General features: G+C 59.8%; 12 protein-coding genes. All 12 read left to right on the top strand.

What is annotated here, in order from left to right; all coding sequences use genetic code 11:
* Positions 1 to 72 precede the first annotated feature (72 nt).
* Entirely contained in the window at positions 73 to 1695 is a 1623-nt protein-coding gene (gene urtB, locus RDL77_RS04535) for an urea ABC transporter permease subunit UrtB (protein WP_288191960.1), read from the top strand.
* Positions 1692 to 2879 carry an urea ABC transporter permease subunit UrtC gene (gene urtC, locus RDL77_RS04530; RefSeq protein ID WP_223611644.1) on the top strand — a complete coding sequence of 396 codons (1188 nt, stop codon included), beginning with the start codon at positions 1692 to 1694 and terminating at the stop codon, positions 2877 to 2879. Before urtB ends, urtC begins: the two co-directional genes overlap by 4 nt.
* 4 nt (positions 2880 to 2883) lie before the next feature.
* Entirely contained in the window at positions 2884 to 3630 is a 747-nt protein-coding gene (urtD, locus tag RDL77_RS04525) for an urea ABC transporter ATP-binding protein UrtD (protein ID WP_223611643.1), read from the top strand.
* A gap of 37 nt (positions 3631 to 3667) precedes the next feature.
* Entirely contained in the window at positions 3668 to 4363 is a 696-nt protein-coding gene (urtE, locus tag RDL77_RS04520; protein WP_223611642.1) for an urea ABC transporter ATP-binding subunit UrtE, read from the top strand.
* Between the two features lie 65 nt (positions 4364 to 4428).
* Complete coding sequence (locus tag RDL77_RS04515) at positions 4429 to 5325, top strand: LysR family transcriptional regulator (protein WP_223611641.1); 897 nt, start codon at positions 4429 to 4431, stop codon at positions 5323 to 5325.
* Between the two features lie 102 nt (positions 5326 to 5427).
* The gene (locus RDL77_RS04510; RefSeq protein WP_223611640.1) at positions 5428 to 5901 is read left to right on the top strand and encodes a formate dehydrogenase subunit gamma; all 474 of its coding nucleotides are present in this window, start codon (positions 5428 to 5430) and stop codon (positions 5899 to 5901) included.
* Entirely contained in the window at positions 5898 to 7454 is a 1557-nt protein-coding gene (locus RDL77_RS04505; protein WP_288191959.1) for an NADH-quinone oxidoreductase subunit NuoF, read from the top strand. Before RDL77_RS04510 ends, RDL77_RS04505 begins: the two co-directional genes overlap by 4 nt.
* A 9-nt stretch (positions 7455 to 7463) precedes the next feature.
* Positions 7464 to 10343: a formate dehydrogenase subunit alpha gene (fdhF, locus tag RDL77_RS04500; protein ID WP_288191958.1), complete on the top strand. Its 2880-nt coding sequence runs from the start codon at positions 7464 to 7466 to the stop codon at positions 10341 to 10343.
* 2 nt (positions 10344 to 10345) lie between these two features.
* On the top strand, positions 10346 to 11281 hold the full coding sequence (gene fdhD, locus RDL77_RS04495) for a formate dehydrogenase accessory sulfurtransferase FdhD (RefSeq protein ID WP_288191957.1): 936 nt from the start codon (positions 10346 to 10348) through the stop codon (positions 11279 to 11281).
* Positions 11274 to 11525 carry a formate dehydrogenase subunit delta gene (locus tag RDL77_RS04490; RefSeq protein WP_223611636.1) on the top strand — a complete coding sequence of 84 codons (252 nt, stop codon included), beginning with the start codon at positions 11274 to 11276 and terminating at the stop codon, positions 11523 to 11525. Before fdhD ends, RDL77_RS04490 begins: the two co-directional genes overlap by 8 nt.
* 168 nt (positions 11526 to 11693) lie before the next feature.
* On the top strand, positions 11694 to 13349 hold the full coding sequence (locus tag RDL77_RS04485) for an OFA family MFS transporter (RefSeq protein WP_288191956.1): 1656 nt from the start codon (positions 11694 to 11696) through the stop codon (positions 13347 to 13349).
* Positions 13350 to 13545: 196 nt separating this feature from the next.
* A partial coding sequence (locus tag RDL77_RS04480) for a S8 family serine peptidase (RefSeq protein ID WP_288191955.1) occupies positions 13546 to 15724 on the top strand: 2179 nt, incomplete at its 3' end.

Genomic DNA, 15724 nt, shown 5'->3' with positions numbered 1-15724 from the left:
GAAGCCAACTCCATCCCCGTCTCGTGGCGGGGATGGAGCTCCTCCCAGGAATTTCAAATGCAGGATTGTTGAATGTCATTGAGCCGCTTCCTGTCCATCATCGCGATACTCGGGCTTTGCCTGTTTCCTGCGGCCGCCGGTGCGCAAGCCATGGACGACGCCAAACTCAAATCGCTGGTGCAGGCGCTGGCCGGTGATAATTTCGACGAGACGAGCAAGGCCGTTTCAGAACTTGCCAAAAGCGGTACGCCGCGCGCCGCTGCCATTCTCAACGCATTGAGTGCCGGCGATCTTTATGTTTCGAAGGCTGACAAAGCGGTGTTTATCGGTACGCGCGATGGCGCGGATTATGCCGCAACCGATCCGCTGAGCGGTGCAAAACTGCCTCCCGTTCCGCGCAACACGGCCGATAAGATCAAGGTCAACAACCGGCTGCGCCGCGATATCGCCGCCGCCATCGGCGGCCTGACACTGATGAGCACCGACGCGGCGGAGCGCCGGTCCGCTGCCGAAGCAATCCTGAAGAACCGCGACCCTGAATCCATCCCGTTGCTGGACCAGGCCCTGTCGGCGGAGAAGGATGCGGGGATCAAGGTGCTGATGCAGCGTGCCAAGGCTGCTGCCGTTCTCAATTCCAGCGCGGCAGACGATGTGAAGATCGCAGCCATCGCCGCAATCAAATCCGGGAACGGGCGCGAGGCGCTCGGTCTGTTGACGCCGCTCGCCGGTGTTCCGGGGTCGGTCGGTGAAGCCGCCAGTGCCGCCATATCCAGCATCAACGCAGAACTCGAAATCTGGAACGGTATCCAGAATGTCATTTACGGCCTGTCGCTTGGCTCGGTCCTGCTGCTCGCGGCTATCGGCCTTGCGATCACATTCGGTGTCATGGGTGTCATCAACATGGCCCACGGCGAAATGGTGATGATCGGCGCCTACACGACCTTTGTGGTGCAGCAGATCATCCGTACATCCATGCCGGGGCTGTTCGAATATTCACTTCTGTTTGCCTTGCCTGCGGCCTTTCTCGTCTCCGGCGCCATCGGCGTCGTCATTGAGCGCGGGATCATCCGCTTTCTCTATGGCAGGCCGCTGGAGACCCTGCTCGCCACCTGGGGCATATCGCTGGTGCTGCAGCAGGCGACGCGGTCGTGGTTCGGTGCCTCGAATGTTCAGGTCAGCAGCCCGTCATGGATGTCGGGCTCCTTCGATGTCGGCATGCTGACGCTGACATGGTCACGCCTCTGGATCATCGTGTTCGCCCTGTCGGTCTTTGCCGTGCTGCAGCTGGTGCTGAAGAAAACCATGCTCGGCCTGCGCATGCGGGCGGTCACGCAGAACCGGCGTATGGCATCCTCCATGGGCATCCGCACGCCATGGGTCGACGCGCTCACCTTCGGTCTTGGTTCCGGTATTGCCGGCATTGCCGGCGTTGCGCTCAGCCAGATCGACAATGTCAGTCCCAATCTGGGCCAAGGCTATATCATCGACAGTTTCATGGTCGTGGTCTTCGGCGGCGTCGGCAATCTCTGGGGAACGCTGGTCGGTGCCATGTCGCTCGGCATTGCCAACAAGTTCCTCGAGCCCTTTGCCGGGGCCGTCCTTGGCAAGATTCTCGTGCTGGTCCTCATCATCCTGTTCATTCAGAAGCGTCCGCGCGGTCTCTTCGCACTCAAGGGAAGGGCCATCGAGGCATGATCACCCAATGGTTTTTCAGACATGGCGACCGGCGCAGCCTGATTGCGATCATCATTCTGGTGGCGGTTGCCTGTCTCGTGCCCGTCCTCAATCTGCTGGTACCGGACACGTCGCCCTTTCACGTACCGACCTATCTGGTTTCCCTGCTCGGCAAATACCTGACCTATGCACTGCTCGCCGTGGCGCTCGATCTGGTCTGGGGTTTTTGCGGCATTCTTTCGCTTGGCCATGGCGCGTTTTTTGCCCTGGGCGGCTATGCCATGGGCATGTATCTGATGCGCCAGATCGGCCCGCGCGGTGTCTATGCCGATCCGGTCCTGCCGGATTTCATGGTGTTCCTCAACTGGAAGGAACTGCCGTGGTTCTGGTACGGTTTCGACAATTTCTGGTTCGCGGCCCTGATGGTCGTGCTGGTGCCGGGTGTGCTGGCCTTCGGCTTCGGCTGGCTGGCCTTCCGCTCGCGTGTGACGGGTGTCTACCTCTCCATCATCACCCAGGCCCTGACCTATGCGCTGCTGCTCGCTTTCTTCCGCAACGACATGGGCTTTGGCGGCAATAATGGCCTCACGGATTTCAAGGATATTCTCGGCTTCAATGTGCAGGCGGGAACAACCCGTTCAGCGCTGTTCGCAGCAACCGCCCTGTTTCTGGCGCTGGCCGTCCTTGTGTCCAGTTTCATCATTCGCTCGAAGCTCGGCAAGGTGCTGGTCGGCGTGCGCGACGCGGAAAGCCGCATGCGCTTCCTCGGCTATCGCGTTGACCGGTACAAGCTGTTCGTCTGGACGGTCTCTGCCATGATGGCGGGCATTGCCGGGGCGCTCTATGTGCCGCAGGTGGGCATTATCAACCCGTCCGAGTTCGAACCCGCCAACTCCATCGAAGCGGTCATCTGGGTGGCGGTCGGCGGGCGCGGCACGATCATCGGTCCCATCATCGGCGCGATCCTCGTCAATTTCGGCAAGACCTACTTTACCGCGGCGTTTCCGGAGATTTGGCTGTTTGCCCTCGGTGCGCTGTTCATCCTCGTCACGCTGTTCCTGCCCAAGGGCATTCTCGGGCTCTATGGCTCGTGGCAAGCCCGCAGAGCCAGCCATGCGGCACAAAAAGACGACGAAGTGCTGCCGCCCGTCGTGAAGCAAAGCAGCAAGCGATTGGCAGAACCCGAACCTCAGGCCGCGGAGTAGCCCCATGAAGGCCAAGGACACATTGCTCTATCTCGATGGCGTTTCGGTTTCCTTTGATGGATTTCGTGCCATCAACAATCTTTCGCTCGTGCTTCAGTCGGGCGAGATGCGGGCCATCATCGGTCCGAATGGGGCGGGGAAAACCACCATGATGGATATCATCACCGGCAAGACCAAGCCGGACAGCGGCGATGTCTATTTCAACGGCACGGTCGACCTGACCGGGCATGACGAAGCCGACATTGCCATGCTCGGCATCGGCCGCAAGTTCCAGAAGCCGACGGTCTTCGAAAGCCACACGGTGGAGGACAATCTGGTGCTGGCATTGTCCGGGCCGCGCTCGGCCCTGTCAGCGCTGTTTCATCGTCAGAGCAGGGATGAAACCGACCGCATTCACGAAATCCTCTACACGATCCGGCTGTTTGAAAAGCGCCACTGGCTGGCGGCCAGTCTCTCGCACGGCCAGAAGCAATGGCTGGAGATCGGCATGCTGCTCGCGCAGGATCCGAAATTGCTGCTGGTGGATGAGCCGGTCGCCGGGATGACCGATGCGGAAACCGCAGAGACGGCAAAACTCCTGCGCGACATCGCCCGCACCCGCTCGGTGATCGTGGTGGAGCATGACATGCATTTCGTACGCGAACTCGGCGTGAAGGTCACCTGCCTGCACGAGGGCTCGGTGCTGGCTGAGGGCTCGCTCGATCATGTCAGCAACGACCCGCGCGTTATCGAGGTCTATCTCGGGCGATGAGGCGGTGTGTGGCACATCAATGGGAGGGAATTTTCTGATGCTTACGGTTGAAAATGCTTCTCTTCACTACGGCGCCGCGCAAGCGTTGCGCGGCATATCGCTTGAGGTGAAGCCGCAATCCATCACCTGCGTCCTTGGCCGCAACGGTGTCGGCAAGACGAGCATGCTCCGCGCAATTGTCGGCCAGCACCCGCTATCGTCAGGGTCGATCAGCTTCGATGGTGCGCCGCTCGGCAGGAAGCCGCCCTACGACCGGGCGCGGGCCGGCATTGCTTTCGTGCCGCAGGGGCGCGAGATCTTTCCGCTGCTCACCGTGCGTGAAAATCTGGCGACGGGCTTTGCCGCCGCCAGACGCGGCAACCGCAATGTGCCGCCGGAGGTCTTCGAGCTTTTCCCGGTGCTCAAGACCATGCTGGGGCGGCGCGGCGGAGATCTGTCGGGCGGTCAGCAGCAGCAGCTCGCCATCGGCCGTGCGCTGGTCACGCGTCCACGGCTGCTTGTTCTGGATGAGCCGACCGAAGGCATCCAGCCGTCGATCATCAAGGATATCGGCCGCGCCATCCGGTTTCTGCGCGATCAGACCGGCCTCGCCATCCTTCTCGTCGAACAATATCTCGATTTCTGCCGCGAGCTGGCAGACCATGTCTACATCATGGATCGCGGCGAGATCGTCCATTCCGGCGATGCGGCAAGTCTCGACAGGCCGGAGGTGCGCAAGTTCCTGACGGTCTGAATGGTCCACCGCTCTTGCTGTCGGCGGGTAATCATCGATAGAGTCTTCTCGGAGGACGGATTTCGATGATCGACAAGCTGGAATTTTTTATCGCTCTGGCGCGCAACCAGCATTTTGGCCGCGCGGCGGAGGAATGCGGCGTCACGCAGCCAACCCTGTCGGCCGCGATCCGCCAGCTTGAAGATACACTGGGTGTCGTCCTCGTTCAGCGCGGCTCACGCTACAAGGGATTGACGCCGGAGGGCCAGCGCGTGCTCGAATGGGCGCGGCGCATCGTCGGCGATACGCGGACGATGCGCGAGGAAATCCGTGCTGCACGCTATGGTCTGTCCGGGCATGTGAAGATAGCGGCAATCCCCACGGCGCTTGCCATGGTTTCGCGCCTGACGACGCCATTTCGTGAAAAGCACCCCGATGTGACCTTTTCGGTGACCTCGCGCACCTCGCTGGAAGTCCTGACGCTGCTCAGCAATTTCGAGATCGATGCGGGAATCAGCTATCTCGACAATGAGCCGCTCGGGCGGGTGACTTCGGTTCCGCTCTATTCGGAACGCTACCAGTTGATCACCTCGACGGGCAGTACCTATTCGGATCGCGAATTTGTGACCTGGGCGGAGGTTGGTCAGTTGCCGCTCTGCCTGCTCACCCAGGACATGCAGAACCGCCGCATCATCAACAAACACCTGCACGAAGCGGGGGTGGACGTGCATCCGACGCTGGAATCCAATTCGATGATTGTGCTGTTCTCGCACATACGGACCGGCAAGTGGGCAAGCATCATGCCGCTCAACCTTGCGGAAACACTGGGTTTTTCCGAGCCGATCCGCGCTATTCCCATTGTCGAGCCCGATGCACGCCATCTTGTCGGGCTGGTGGCCGCCGACCGCGAACCCCATACGCCGCTGGTGTCCGCCCTGCTGCACGAGGCCCGGGCGCTTGCCATCGAACTCAATATGGTTTGATAGAAATCTTCTATCGACCAACGGGACTGGTATATTGATTAGTTGTGTCGTTTTTGATCTGTTCTAACCTACGAGGAGCATTTAGGGAGGGCGCTGCACGAAATGCAGACCGCAAGTACCGATATCGCTGGGAGAGCGATAGACATTATCAATCAGTTGAAGGGTCAAGAAGGCCCGCTCCTTCCGATTCTGCACGAGTTGCAGGGCGAGTTCGGCTATGTGCCGCAGGAGACTTTGCCGCTGATTGCCCAGGCGCTGAACATATCGCGCGCCGAGGTGCATGGTGTTGTCACATTCTATCACGATTATCGCGATCATCCGGCAGGCCGGCATGTGTTGAAACTGTGCCGTGCGGAGGCCTGCCAGTCGATGGGCGGCGATGCCATGGCGCAGAAAGCCCGCGAGCTGCTCGGCATTGATTGGCATGGAACCACCGCCGATGGCGCCGTCACGCTTGAACCCGTTTATTGCCTTGGCCTTTGTGCCTGTGCGCCCGCCGCCATGCTGGACGGCGAGGTCATTGGCCGCCTGGATGACGAAAAACTCGAAGAAATAGCGACGGGAGTGCGGCTATGACGGTCACATTCTTTGTCCCGCGCGATTCCGGCGCGCTTGCCCTCGGCGCCGAAAAGGTTGCCCGGACGCTGCAGGATGAGATTGTTGCCCGCAATCTCGATGCGCGCATCGTTCGCAACGGGTCGCGCGGCATGTACTGGCTCGAACCGATGGTCGAGGTGGAAACACCGTCCGGCCGCGTGGCTTACGGCCCGGTCAAACCTTCCGACCTGGCTTCGCTTCTCGATACCGGCATGGCTGAAGGCCGGACCCACCCGCTCTGGCTTGGCCTGACCGAGCACTTGCCGTTCCTGGCAAAACAGACCCGCCTGACCTTTGCCCGTTGCGGCATAACCGATCCTGTCTCGCTCGATGATTACCGCGCCCATGACGGCTTGAAGGGACTGGAGAAAGCCCTTGCCCTTTCGCCGCTCGAAATCGTCACCCAGGTGACGGAATCCGGTCTGCGCGGGCGCGGCGGTGCCGGTTTCCCCACCGGCATCAAATGGAAGACCGTCCTCGATGCGGCGGGCGAACGCAAATACATCGTGTGCAATGCCGATGAGGGCGACAGTGGCACCTTTGCCGATCGCATGATCATGGAAGGCGACCCCTTCGTTCTGATCGAAGGCATGACCATTGCCGGTATCGCCGTCGGCGCCACCAAGGGTTACATCTATACCCGCTCCGAATATCCGCATGCGATTGCCGTGATGAATGAGGCCCTTGATATCGCCCGCAAGGCTGGCGTGCTGGGCGCTTCGGTGCTGGGGTCTGCCCATGCTTTCGACATCGAGGTGCGAGTCGGTGCGGGCGCCTATGTCTGCGGCGAGGAAACCGCGCTGCTGGAAAGCCTCGAGGGCCGCCGCGGCATCGTCCGCGCCAAGCCGCCTCTGCCGGCGCACAAGGGGCTTTTCGGCAAGCCGACGGTCATCAACAACGTGATATCGCTTGCCTCCGTGCCGGTCATTCTCGACAAGGGCGCGGCATTCTACAAGGATTTCGGCATGGGCCGCTCGCGCGGCACCATTCCGCTGCAGATCGCCGGCAATGTTCGGTATGGCGGGCTTTTCGAAACCGCCTTCGGCCTGACACTCGGCGAAATCGTCGATGATATCGGCGGCGGGACAGCGACAGGACGTCCGGTCAAGGCGGTGCAGATCGGCGGCCCGCTCGGCGCCTATTTCCCGCGTGAACTCTTCGATACGCCCTTCGACTACGAGGCCTTTGCCGCCAGGGACGGGCTCATTGGCCATGCCGGGCTCGTTGTTTTCGATGACAGTGTCGACATGCTGAAACAGGCACGTTTCGCCATGGAATTCTGCGCTGTCGAGTCCTGCGGCAAGTGCACGCCCTGCCGTATCGGCTCGACCCGCGGTGTCGAGGTCGTCGATCGCATCGCTGCCAATATCGAACCGGAAAAGCAGATCGCGGTTCTCACCGACCTCTGCAACACGATGAAGTTCGGTTCGCTCTGCGCGCTAGGCGGTTTCACGCCCTATCCGGTGATGAGCGCGCTGACGCATTTTCCTGAAGATTTTCGTCCTGCGCCCGTCGCGCAAGCGGCGGAATAGGAGCCCAAAATGTCCCTGATCCACGAAATCGATTTCGGCACGCCAGCCTCCAAATCTGAAAAGATGATCACCCTGACCATCGACGGCAATGAGATCACGGTACCCGAGGGCACCTCGATCATGCGCGCCTCGATGGAAGCGGGCATCAAAGTGCCCAAACTCTGCGCGACCGACATGGTCGATGCCTTCGGTTCCTGCCGTCTTTGCCTGATCGAGATCGAGGGGCGTAACGGCACGCCTGCCTCCTGCACAACCCCGGCCATGGAAGGTCTTGTCGTTCACACCCAGACCCAGCGCCTGAAGGACATCCGCAAGGGTGTGATGGAACTTTATATTTCCGATCATCCGCTGGACTGCCTGACCTGCGCGGCCAATGGCGATTGCGAACTGCAGGACATGGCCGGTGCGGTCGGCTTGCGCGATGTACGTTACGGCTATCACGGCGACAACCACGTCTTTGCGAAGGCGGACAATGTCGCCAATGACCGCTGGCTGCCCAAGGACGAATCCAATCCCTACTTCACCTACGACCCGTCGAAATGCATTGTCTGCTCGCGCTGCGTGCGGGCCTGCGAGGAAGTGCAGGGCACGTTTGCGCTGACCATTGAAGGCCGGGGTTTTTCCAGCCGCGTTTCGCCCGGCATGCACGAACATTTCATCGACAGCGAGTGCGTTTCCTGCGGTGCCTGCGTGCAGGCCTGCCCAACCGCAACACTGACGGAAAAGTCGGTTATCCAGATCGGTCAGCCGGAACATTCCAAAGTGACCACCTGCGCCTATTGCGGCGTCGGTTGTTCGTTCAAGGCCGAAATGCGCGGCGAGGAACTCGTGCGCATGGTTCCCTACAAGGATGGCAAGGCCAATCGCGGTCATTCCTGCGTCAAGGGCCGGTTTGCCTATGGCTACTCGACCCACAAGGATCGCATCCTCAACCCGATGATCCGCGAGAAGATTTCCGATCCATGGCGCGAAGTCTCCTGGGATGAAGCCTTCAAGCACGTTGCCAATGAATTCCGCCGCATCCAGTACCAGTATGGCCGCAACTCCGTCGGCGGCATCACCTCGTCGCGTTGCACCAACGAGGAAACCTACCTTGTGCAGAAGCTGGTTCGTGCCGGTTTCGGCAACAACAACGTCGATACCTGCGCCCGCGTCTGCCATTCGCCGACCGGTTATGGCCTGAACAAGACATTTGGCACATCCGCCGGCACGCAGGATTTCGACAGCGTCGAGCACACGGATGTGGTTATCGTCATCGGTGCCAACCCGACCGATGGTCATCCGGTTTTTGCCTCGCGCCTGAAGAAGCGTCTGCGCAAGGGCGCCAAGCTCATCGTCATCGACCCGCGCCGCATCGACCTCGTGCGCTCGCCCCATGTGGCGGCGTCGTACCACCTGCCGCTGCGCCCCGGCACCAATGTGGCCGTGGTCACCTCGCTGTCCCACGTCATTGTCACGGAAGGCCTGTTCGACGAAAAATTCATCCGCGAGCGCTGCGACTGGGATGAGTTCCAGGATTGGGCTGCCTTTGTATCCGCACCTGAACACAGCCCCGAAGCGATCGAACAACTGACCGGTGTGCCGCCGCAGGCGTTGCGTGAAGCCGCCCGGCTGTTCGCGACCGGCGGCAATGGCGCCATCTACTATGGCCTCGGCGTGACCGAGCACAGCCAGGGATCGACAACGGTCATGGCCATCGCCAACCTCGCCATGGCTACCGGCAATATCGGCCGCAAGGGCGTTGGCGTGAACCCGCTGCGCGGCCAGAACAATGTGCAGGGTTCCTGCGACATGGGTTCGTTCCCGCACGAGCTTCCCGGCTACCGCCACGTTTCCGGCGAGGCGACCCGCGATATCTTCGACAAGCTGTGGGGCGTCAAATTGCAGGACGAGCCGGGCCTGCGTATCCCCAACATGCTGGATGCGGCCGTCGATGGCACGTTCAAGGGCATCTACATCCAGGGTGAGGACATTCTCCAGTCCGACCCCGATACAAAGCATGTGGCTGCCGGTCTTGCCGCCATGGAATGCGTCGTGGTCCACGATCTCTTCCTCAACGAGACCGCCAACTACGCCCATGTGTTCCTGCCGGGCTCGACCTTCCTCGAAAAGGACGGCACCTTCACCAATGCCGAGCGCCGCATCAACCGTGTGCGCAAGGTCATGAGCCCCAAGAACGGTTTTGCCGACTGGGAAGTTACCCAGAAACTGGCGCAGACCATGGGTCTCAACTGGAATTATACGCACCCGTCGCAGATCATGGATGAAGTTGCCCTGACGACGCCAAGCTTTGCCGGTGTGTCCTATGACCTCCTGGAAAAAGAGGGCTCCGTCCAGTGGCCGTGCAATGAAAAGGCGCCGCTGGGCACACCGATCATGCACATCGAGAGTTTTGCCCGTGGCAAGGGCAAGTTCGTCCGCACGGAGTACGTGGCAACCGACGAAAAGACCGGGCCGCGATTCCCGCTTCTCCTCACCACCGGACGTATTCTCTCCCAGTATAATGTCGGTGCGCAGACCCGCCGCACGGACAACGTGGTCTGGCACGAGGAAGACCGGCTGGAGATTCATTCGCACGACGCCGAACAACGCGGTATCCGCGATGGCGACTGGGTGAAGATATCAAGCCGCTCCGGTGAGACCACGCTGCGCGCGCTGATTACCGACCGGGTTTCGCCGGGTGTGGTCTATACGACATTCCATCATCCGACGACGCAGGCCAATGTCATCACCACGGATTTCACCGACTGGGCAACCAATTGCCCGGAATATAAGGTGACGGCGGTGCAGGTGGGTGCATCCAACGGGCCGAGTGACTGGCAGGTCAAGTATGACGAGCAGGCCCGCCAGAGCCGGCGCATCGCCCAGACGCTCGACGCGGCGGAATAGATATGGCCGGGCGCCCCACACGGTTGCAGGTTCCGCGCATCACCCGCCGCCGCAAGGGCGAGGGCGATGTCTACGCGACCGGCAGCCGCATGGTGCCCGAGGAAACGCCCGTTGCGTTCAGCTACAACGGCACCACCCATGCGGTGATGATGGCAAGCCCGGCCGACATGGAGGATTTCGCCGTCGGCTTCAGCCTGTCGGAAGGCATTATTACCGGGCTCAACGAAATCAGCGAAATTGCCGTTGAAGATCATGGCGAGGGCATCGATATCCAGCTGCGCCTCGCCGATGCGGCCGGACAGGAACTCACCGACCGCCGCCGCCGCATGGCGGGACCCGTTGGCTGCGGGCTGTGCGGCATCGAGTCCATCGAGCAGGCGTTGAAGCCGGTGGCTTCGGTCGACGCGACGCGCCTGCAACTGACGCCGGGCGATCTGGCGCAGGCGGTGCGGCTGCTGTCGCCGCTGCAGCCGCTGCACAATGAAACCGGTGCGGTGCATGCCGCCGGATTCTATGTTCCCGGCCAGGGTATCGTGGCCGCGCGCGAAGATGTCGGCCGCCACAACGCCCTCGACAAGCTTGCCGGTGCCCTGTGCCGAACCGGCATCAACGGTGCATCGGGCGCCGTCGTGATCACCAGCCGCGTCTCCATCGAAATGGTGCAGAAGGCGGCAATCATCGGCGCTTCCGTACTGATTGCCGTATCCGCGCCAACGGCCTTGGCTGTGCGCACCGCGCAGGCGGCAGGCATGACGCTTGTTGCGCTGGTGCGCGGCGATGAGTTTGATGTCTTCACGCGTGCCGAGCGTATTCCGATCGCTGTAAATGCAGTGGCGAGTGCAACCGATGGCACCGCTGTGTCCGGAAAATCCAACCTGGATCAGGCCTCGCCCACCCTTGTGCAAAGTCCAACTGTTCGATTGGTGCAATATGGATAATGAGAATCATCGGCAGTCAACTGCCGACAAGCTGGTCTATATGGCCAACCAGATCGCCACCTTCTTTCACACCCAGCCCAAGGATGAGGCGGTAGAGGGTGTGGCCGGCCACATCAACAATTTCTGGGAGCCGCGCATGCGTGCCCAGCTCTTTGCCATCCTGGAAAAGGATGACAATGGCCTTGACCCGCTCGTGGTCGAGGCAGCGTCCCATATCCGCAAGCCGGCTCCCGCCTCGGCTTGAACGTTGCAAGGGCGGCATTTTTGGCCGCTCGACGTGCGTTGCCTCTTGATGACCAGAAGGCCGGAGAACACCCGAACAAGAAGACGATCAGGCCGAACCGGAACCGGCCGATAAACTGAAATACTAAAACATGAATCACCGCCATAAGGGCTTGGAGGAGGAATTCACATGTCAGCAACCGACAGGGCAGAGCCGCGGATTTATGAAAACCCGGGTATTCTCGACCGGGAACGCATCGTTGCCAAAGCGGGTTTCAACCGCTGGCTGGTGCCGCCCGCAGCGCTTGCCATTCACCTTTGTATCGGCATGGCCTACGGGTTCAGCGTGTTCTGGCTGCCGCTGTCGCGCGCCATCGGTGTCGAGCAATCGGTCGCCTGCGCGGATATCAACCTTCTGACAGCGCTTTTCACCACGAGTTGTGATTGGCGCGTCAGCGATCTTGGCTGGATTTACACGCTGTTTTTCGTGCTTCTTGGCTGTTCCGCCGCCATCTGGGGCGGCTGGCTTGAACGCGTCGGGCCGCGCAAGGCTGGCGTGGTCTCGGCCGTGTGCTGGTGCGGGGGCATGGTGCTGGCGGCCATTGGCGTCATCACGCACCAGCTCTGGCTGATGTGGGTCGGCGCCGGCGTGATTGGCGGTATCGGCCTCGGGCTCGGTTACATCTCTCCGGTGTCCACGCTGATCAAATGGTTTCCCGACCGGCGCGGCATGGCGACCGGCATGGCCATCATGGGCTTCGGCGGTGGCGCCATGATCGGGGCGCCGCTGGCCAACCTCCTGATGAATCATTTCAAGGCACCGGATACTGTCGGCGTCTGGCAGACCTTTCTGGTCATGGCCGCCGGCTATTTCGTGTTCATGATGTGCGGCGCCTTCGGCTACCGCATTCCGCCGGCCGGCTGGCGTCCGGAAGGCTGGACACCGCCAACGGATGCCAAGGCGATGATCACCACGCGGCACGTGCATCTGCGCGATGCCCACAAGACGAAGCAGTTCTGGCTGATCTGGGCCGTGCTCTGCCTCAATGTGTCCGCCGGTATCGGCGTGATCGGCATGGCTTCGCCCATGCTGCAGGAAATCTTCGCGGGCAAGCTCATCGGCCTGCCTGATGTCAGCTTCACCCAGCTGGATGCGGGCCAGAAAACCGCCATCGCCTCCATTGCGGCTGGGTTTGCCGGCCTGATTTCACTGTTCAACATCGGCGGGCGGTTCTTCTGGGCCTCGCTCTCCGACCGGATCGGCCGCAAGGCCACCTATTTCACCTTCTTTGCGCTTGGCATCGTGCTCTATGCGCTGGCGCCGACCGCCGCCCATATGGGCAGCCAGGCGCTGTTCGTCGCGATTTTCTGCGTGATCCTGTCCATGTATGGCGGCGGCTTTGCCACGGTCCCGGCCTACCTCGCTGATATTTTCGGGACGCAGTTCGTCGGCGCCATCCATGGCCGGCTGCTGACGGCCTGGGCGACAGCGGGTATCGTCGGGCCTGTCGTGGTCAATTATATCCGTGAGTTCCAGATCAATGCGGGCGTGCCGCGCGATCAGGTCTATGACCGCACCATGTATATTCTCGCGTGCATGCTGGCGCTGGGCTTCATCGCCAACTTTTTTATCCGCCCGCTTGCATCGAAATGGTTCATGTCCGACGCCGAGGTTGCTGCCCTGCAGGCCAAGACCAAGACAGCCGATGCCGGCGCCACCGGCTCGTTCGGCATCGGCCATGGCGGGCTCGACGCCAAGGCGGCGCTCGCCTGGGCCGCCGTGGGTATTCCCATTCTCTGGGGTGTCTGGGTGACCGTCCAGCAGGCGGTCGTGCTGTTCCGATAACAGTGTTCATATAGGTCAAGGCAGGCTCCGTTCGCGGGGCCTGTTTTGCTGTTGCTGGGCGTTGCTATTCTCAAAGCGGATTTGCCTGCAACTTAAGTAGCTCTTGACTGCAACATGCGATCATCACCCTATAAGTCTCATACTGCATATTCTGTTGTTTTTTGTTGAATGAGAATTATATCGGGAACCATATTTCATGTTTTTTCACGACTCTGGCGCTGGTTTTTCCGCGCGTTCTGATCGTTTGTCCAAATTCCGCAACCATCTCATGAGCAGCGTCTGTGCTGCGCTGATCGTTGCTGCTGCTGGCACTGGCGCTTCTGCGCAGGAAGTGCCGGGCAAGTATTTCAATGCCGATGGAAGCAGTACGGATGATCTGGAAGCCGCTGCAAAGAGCTGGCGCACACCTGAATTTAACGCGAGTTGGGCTGCTCATGCCCTGAAAGCAGAATATGCCTATGCGATGGGGTTCACCGGCAAAGAAATTAGAGTTGGTGTTCTGGACTCCGGCGTCGACACGCATCATTCAGATCTTTCCGGCCCCAGAATCCATCCTGTGACCACTAGTGGTTTGTATTATGATGACACGTCCCAATTTTATTTCGATGGATCCAAGAAGCCAGTAAAGAAGGGCGACCCGTTTAACCAACCTGGGATTTATACCGAGGGAATAAACGACTCGCACGGAACCGAAGTCAGCGGCGCCATCGGTGCGGCAAAAGATGGTGTGGGCATGCAGGGCCTCGCTTTTGATGCGGCGGTCTTTGTTGCCAATACAAACGGCACCGACGACAACCGTGAGCAGGGGTCCAGCAATCTGGATTACAATTATTTCACAGCAAACTATAACGCCCTGGGAGAACAGAAAGTTCGGATTGTCAATGAGAGCTGGGGTCAAAATTCGCCAATCGCCGCTGAAAACCAGACTGACACCACGCCTCAATTGCTAAGAGCCTATCAAGGATTTGCCGCGCAAAACAAGATTGGCAGGAAAACGTGGTTGGATGCCACAGACGAAGCAGTTCAAAAATATCATTTCATTCAAGTGATTTCGGCATCTAATGACCCGCAAAGGAATCCTGATATTTTTGCAGTTCTTCCTTATTTAAGACCGGCGATTGAGAGCAATTGGCTCGCCGTAAGCGGTTATTCTCCAAACGGTACATCGCCATTTGGATCGCAGGTCTACAATCAATGCGGTGTAGCCAAATATTGGTGCGTCATGGCACCAACCGATGCCAAGGCCCCTATAGCAGGTGGTGGTTATAGCGAACATTTCAATGGAACTTCGGCTTCCGCACCATATGCATCAGCGGCGCTCGCGCTGATCATGCAGCGCTTTCCTTACCTGACAAGTGAACAGGCCTTGTCAGTGATGCTCACGACATCACAAGAAATGATTGCCGTCGATTCGGCAATGACGCCGAAGAAAGCACCGTACGATAGATATGGTAAAACATATGGATACCTGACGGCCCTCAAGCCTGGCAACACTCAATTGCCGAATGAAACGACGGGTTGGGGCCTAATCGATCTTAAGAAAGCCATGGCAGGCCCTGCCCAATTCCTCGGCCGGTTTGAAGCCAATCTGGGTGCCGGTGTGAAGGACATCTGGAGCAACGACATCTCGCAGGTGGCGCTGGATCAGCGCAAGCGAGAGGAAGCCGAGGAGGTGGCGGCCTGGGCGAAGAAAAAAACGTCCACCGGTCTGGTCAGCGATCCAACGGCACGGCTGGAGGCTCATAAACAGCTGGTTAACCCGGAAATATCGGCCAAGGAAAAGGCTGCTGAGGCTCTATTGAAGGAACTATTCACAGCCGTGGCAGCTGCCACCAAAGTTACTTTGAATGTAACACTCACAAACAGCAAAATCATAGCTGATCCGCTTGCATCGGCCCTGCTTGCGGATTTTAAAAAGGCTTATCCGAAAGCAGTCACAACGTACGGAACAGATCCCAGCGCAGATTTTGCAGCCTACAAAGCCGGTCGAAAGGAAGACCCGCTCGCGGTGCTGAAACAGAAAATGCTGGATGAACAGATAACGTCGCTGGAAACGGAATATCAGTTCACCGAATCCCGCACGGCCTATCTCTCCGGCAAGCTTGCCGATCCCAAATCCTACGATGCGGGGCTGACGAAATCCGGGCCGGGCTCGCTGTGGTTGACGGGCAAGAATACCTATCGCGGCGATACGGTGATCAACAGCGGCGAACTCGGCATCGGGCTTGGCGGTTCTGTGGTTTCAACATCGGTCATCAATGATACGGGCCTTTTGACCGTCGATGGCACGGCGGCTGCGGTGACGGCGAATGCGGGCGGGCAGTTGAAGGTCAATGCCACGGGTGCGACCGGCGATCTCATGCTGAATGGCGGCT

The organism is uncultured Phyllobacterium sp. (assembly GCF_902479695.1).
Lineage (GTDB): Bacteria > Pseudomonadota > Alphaproteobacteria > Rhizobiales > Rhizobiaceae > Phyllobacterium > Phyllobacterium calauticae.
The sequence above is the reverse complement of the archived record's forward strand: the minus strand, read 5'-3'. Positions and strand labels throughout refer to the sequence as shown.

Bases quoted from the DNA above. Each gene is read 5' to 3' on its own strand.
- RDL77_RS04515 (WP_223611641.1), top strand. From the start codon at position 4,429: ATGATCGACAAGCTGGAATTTTTTATCGCTCTGGCGCGCAACCAGCAT.
- urtD (WP_223611643.1), top strand. From the start codon at position 2,884: ATGAAGGCCAAGGACACATTGCTCTATCTCGATGGCGTTTCGGTTTCC.
- urtE (WP_223611642.1), top strand. From the start codon at position 3,668: ATGCTTACGGTTGAAAATGCTTCTCTTCACTACGGCGCCGCGCAAGCG.
- fdhF (WP_288191958.1), top strand. From the start codon at position 7,464: ATGTCCCTGATCCACGAAATCGATTTCGGCACGCCAGCCTCCAAATCT.
- RDL77_RS04485 (WP_288191956.1), top strand. From the start codon at position 11,694: ATGTCAGCAACCGACAGGGCAGAGCCGCGGATTTATGAAAACCCGGGT.
- urtC (WP_223611644.1), top strand. From the start codon at position 1,692: ATGATCACCCAATGGTTTTTCAGACATGGCGACCGGCGCAGCCTGATT.
- urtB (WP_288191960.1), top strand. From the start codon at position 73: ATGTCATTGAGCCGCTTCCTGTCCATCATCGCGATACTCGGGCTTTGC.
- RDL77_RS04510 (WP_223611640.1), top strand. From the start codon at position 5,428: ATGCAGACCGCAAGTACCGATATCGCTGGGAGAGCGATAGACATTATC.
- RDL77_RS04490 (WP_223611636.1), top strand. From the start codon at position 11,274: ATGGATAATGAGAATCATCGGCAGTCAACTGCCGACAAGCTGGTCTAT.
- fdhD (WP_288191957.1), top strand. From the start codon at position 10,346: ATGGCCGGGCGCCCCACACGGTTGCAGGTTCCGCGCATCACCCGCCGC.
- RDL77_RS04505 (WP_288191959.1), top strand. From the start codon at position 5,898: ATGACGGTCACATTCTTTGTCCCGCGCGATTCCGGCGCGCTTGCCCTC.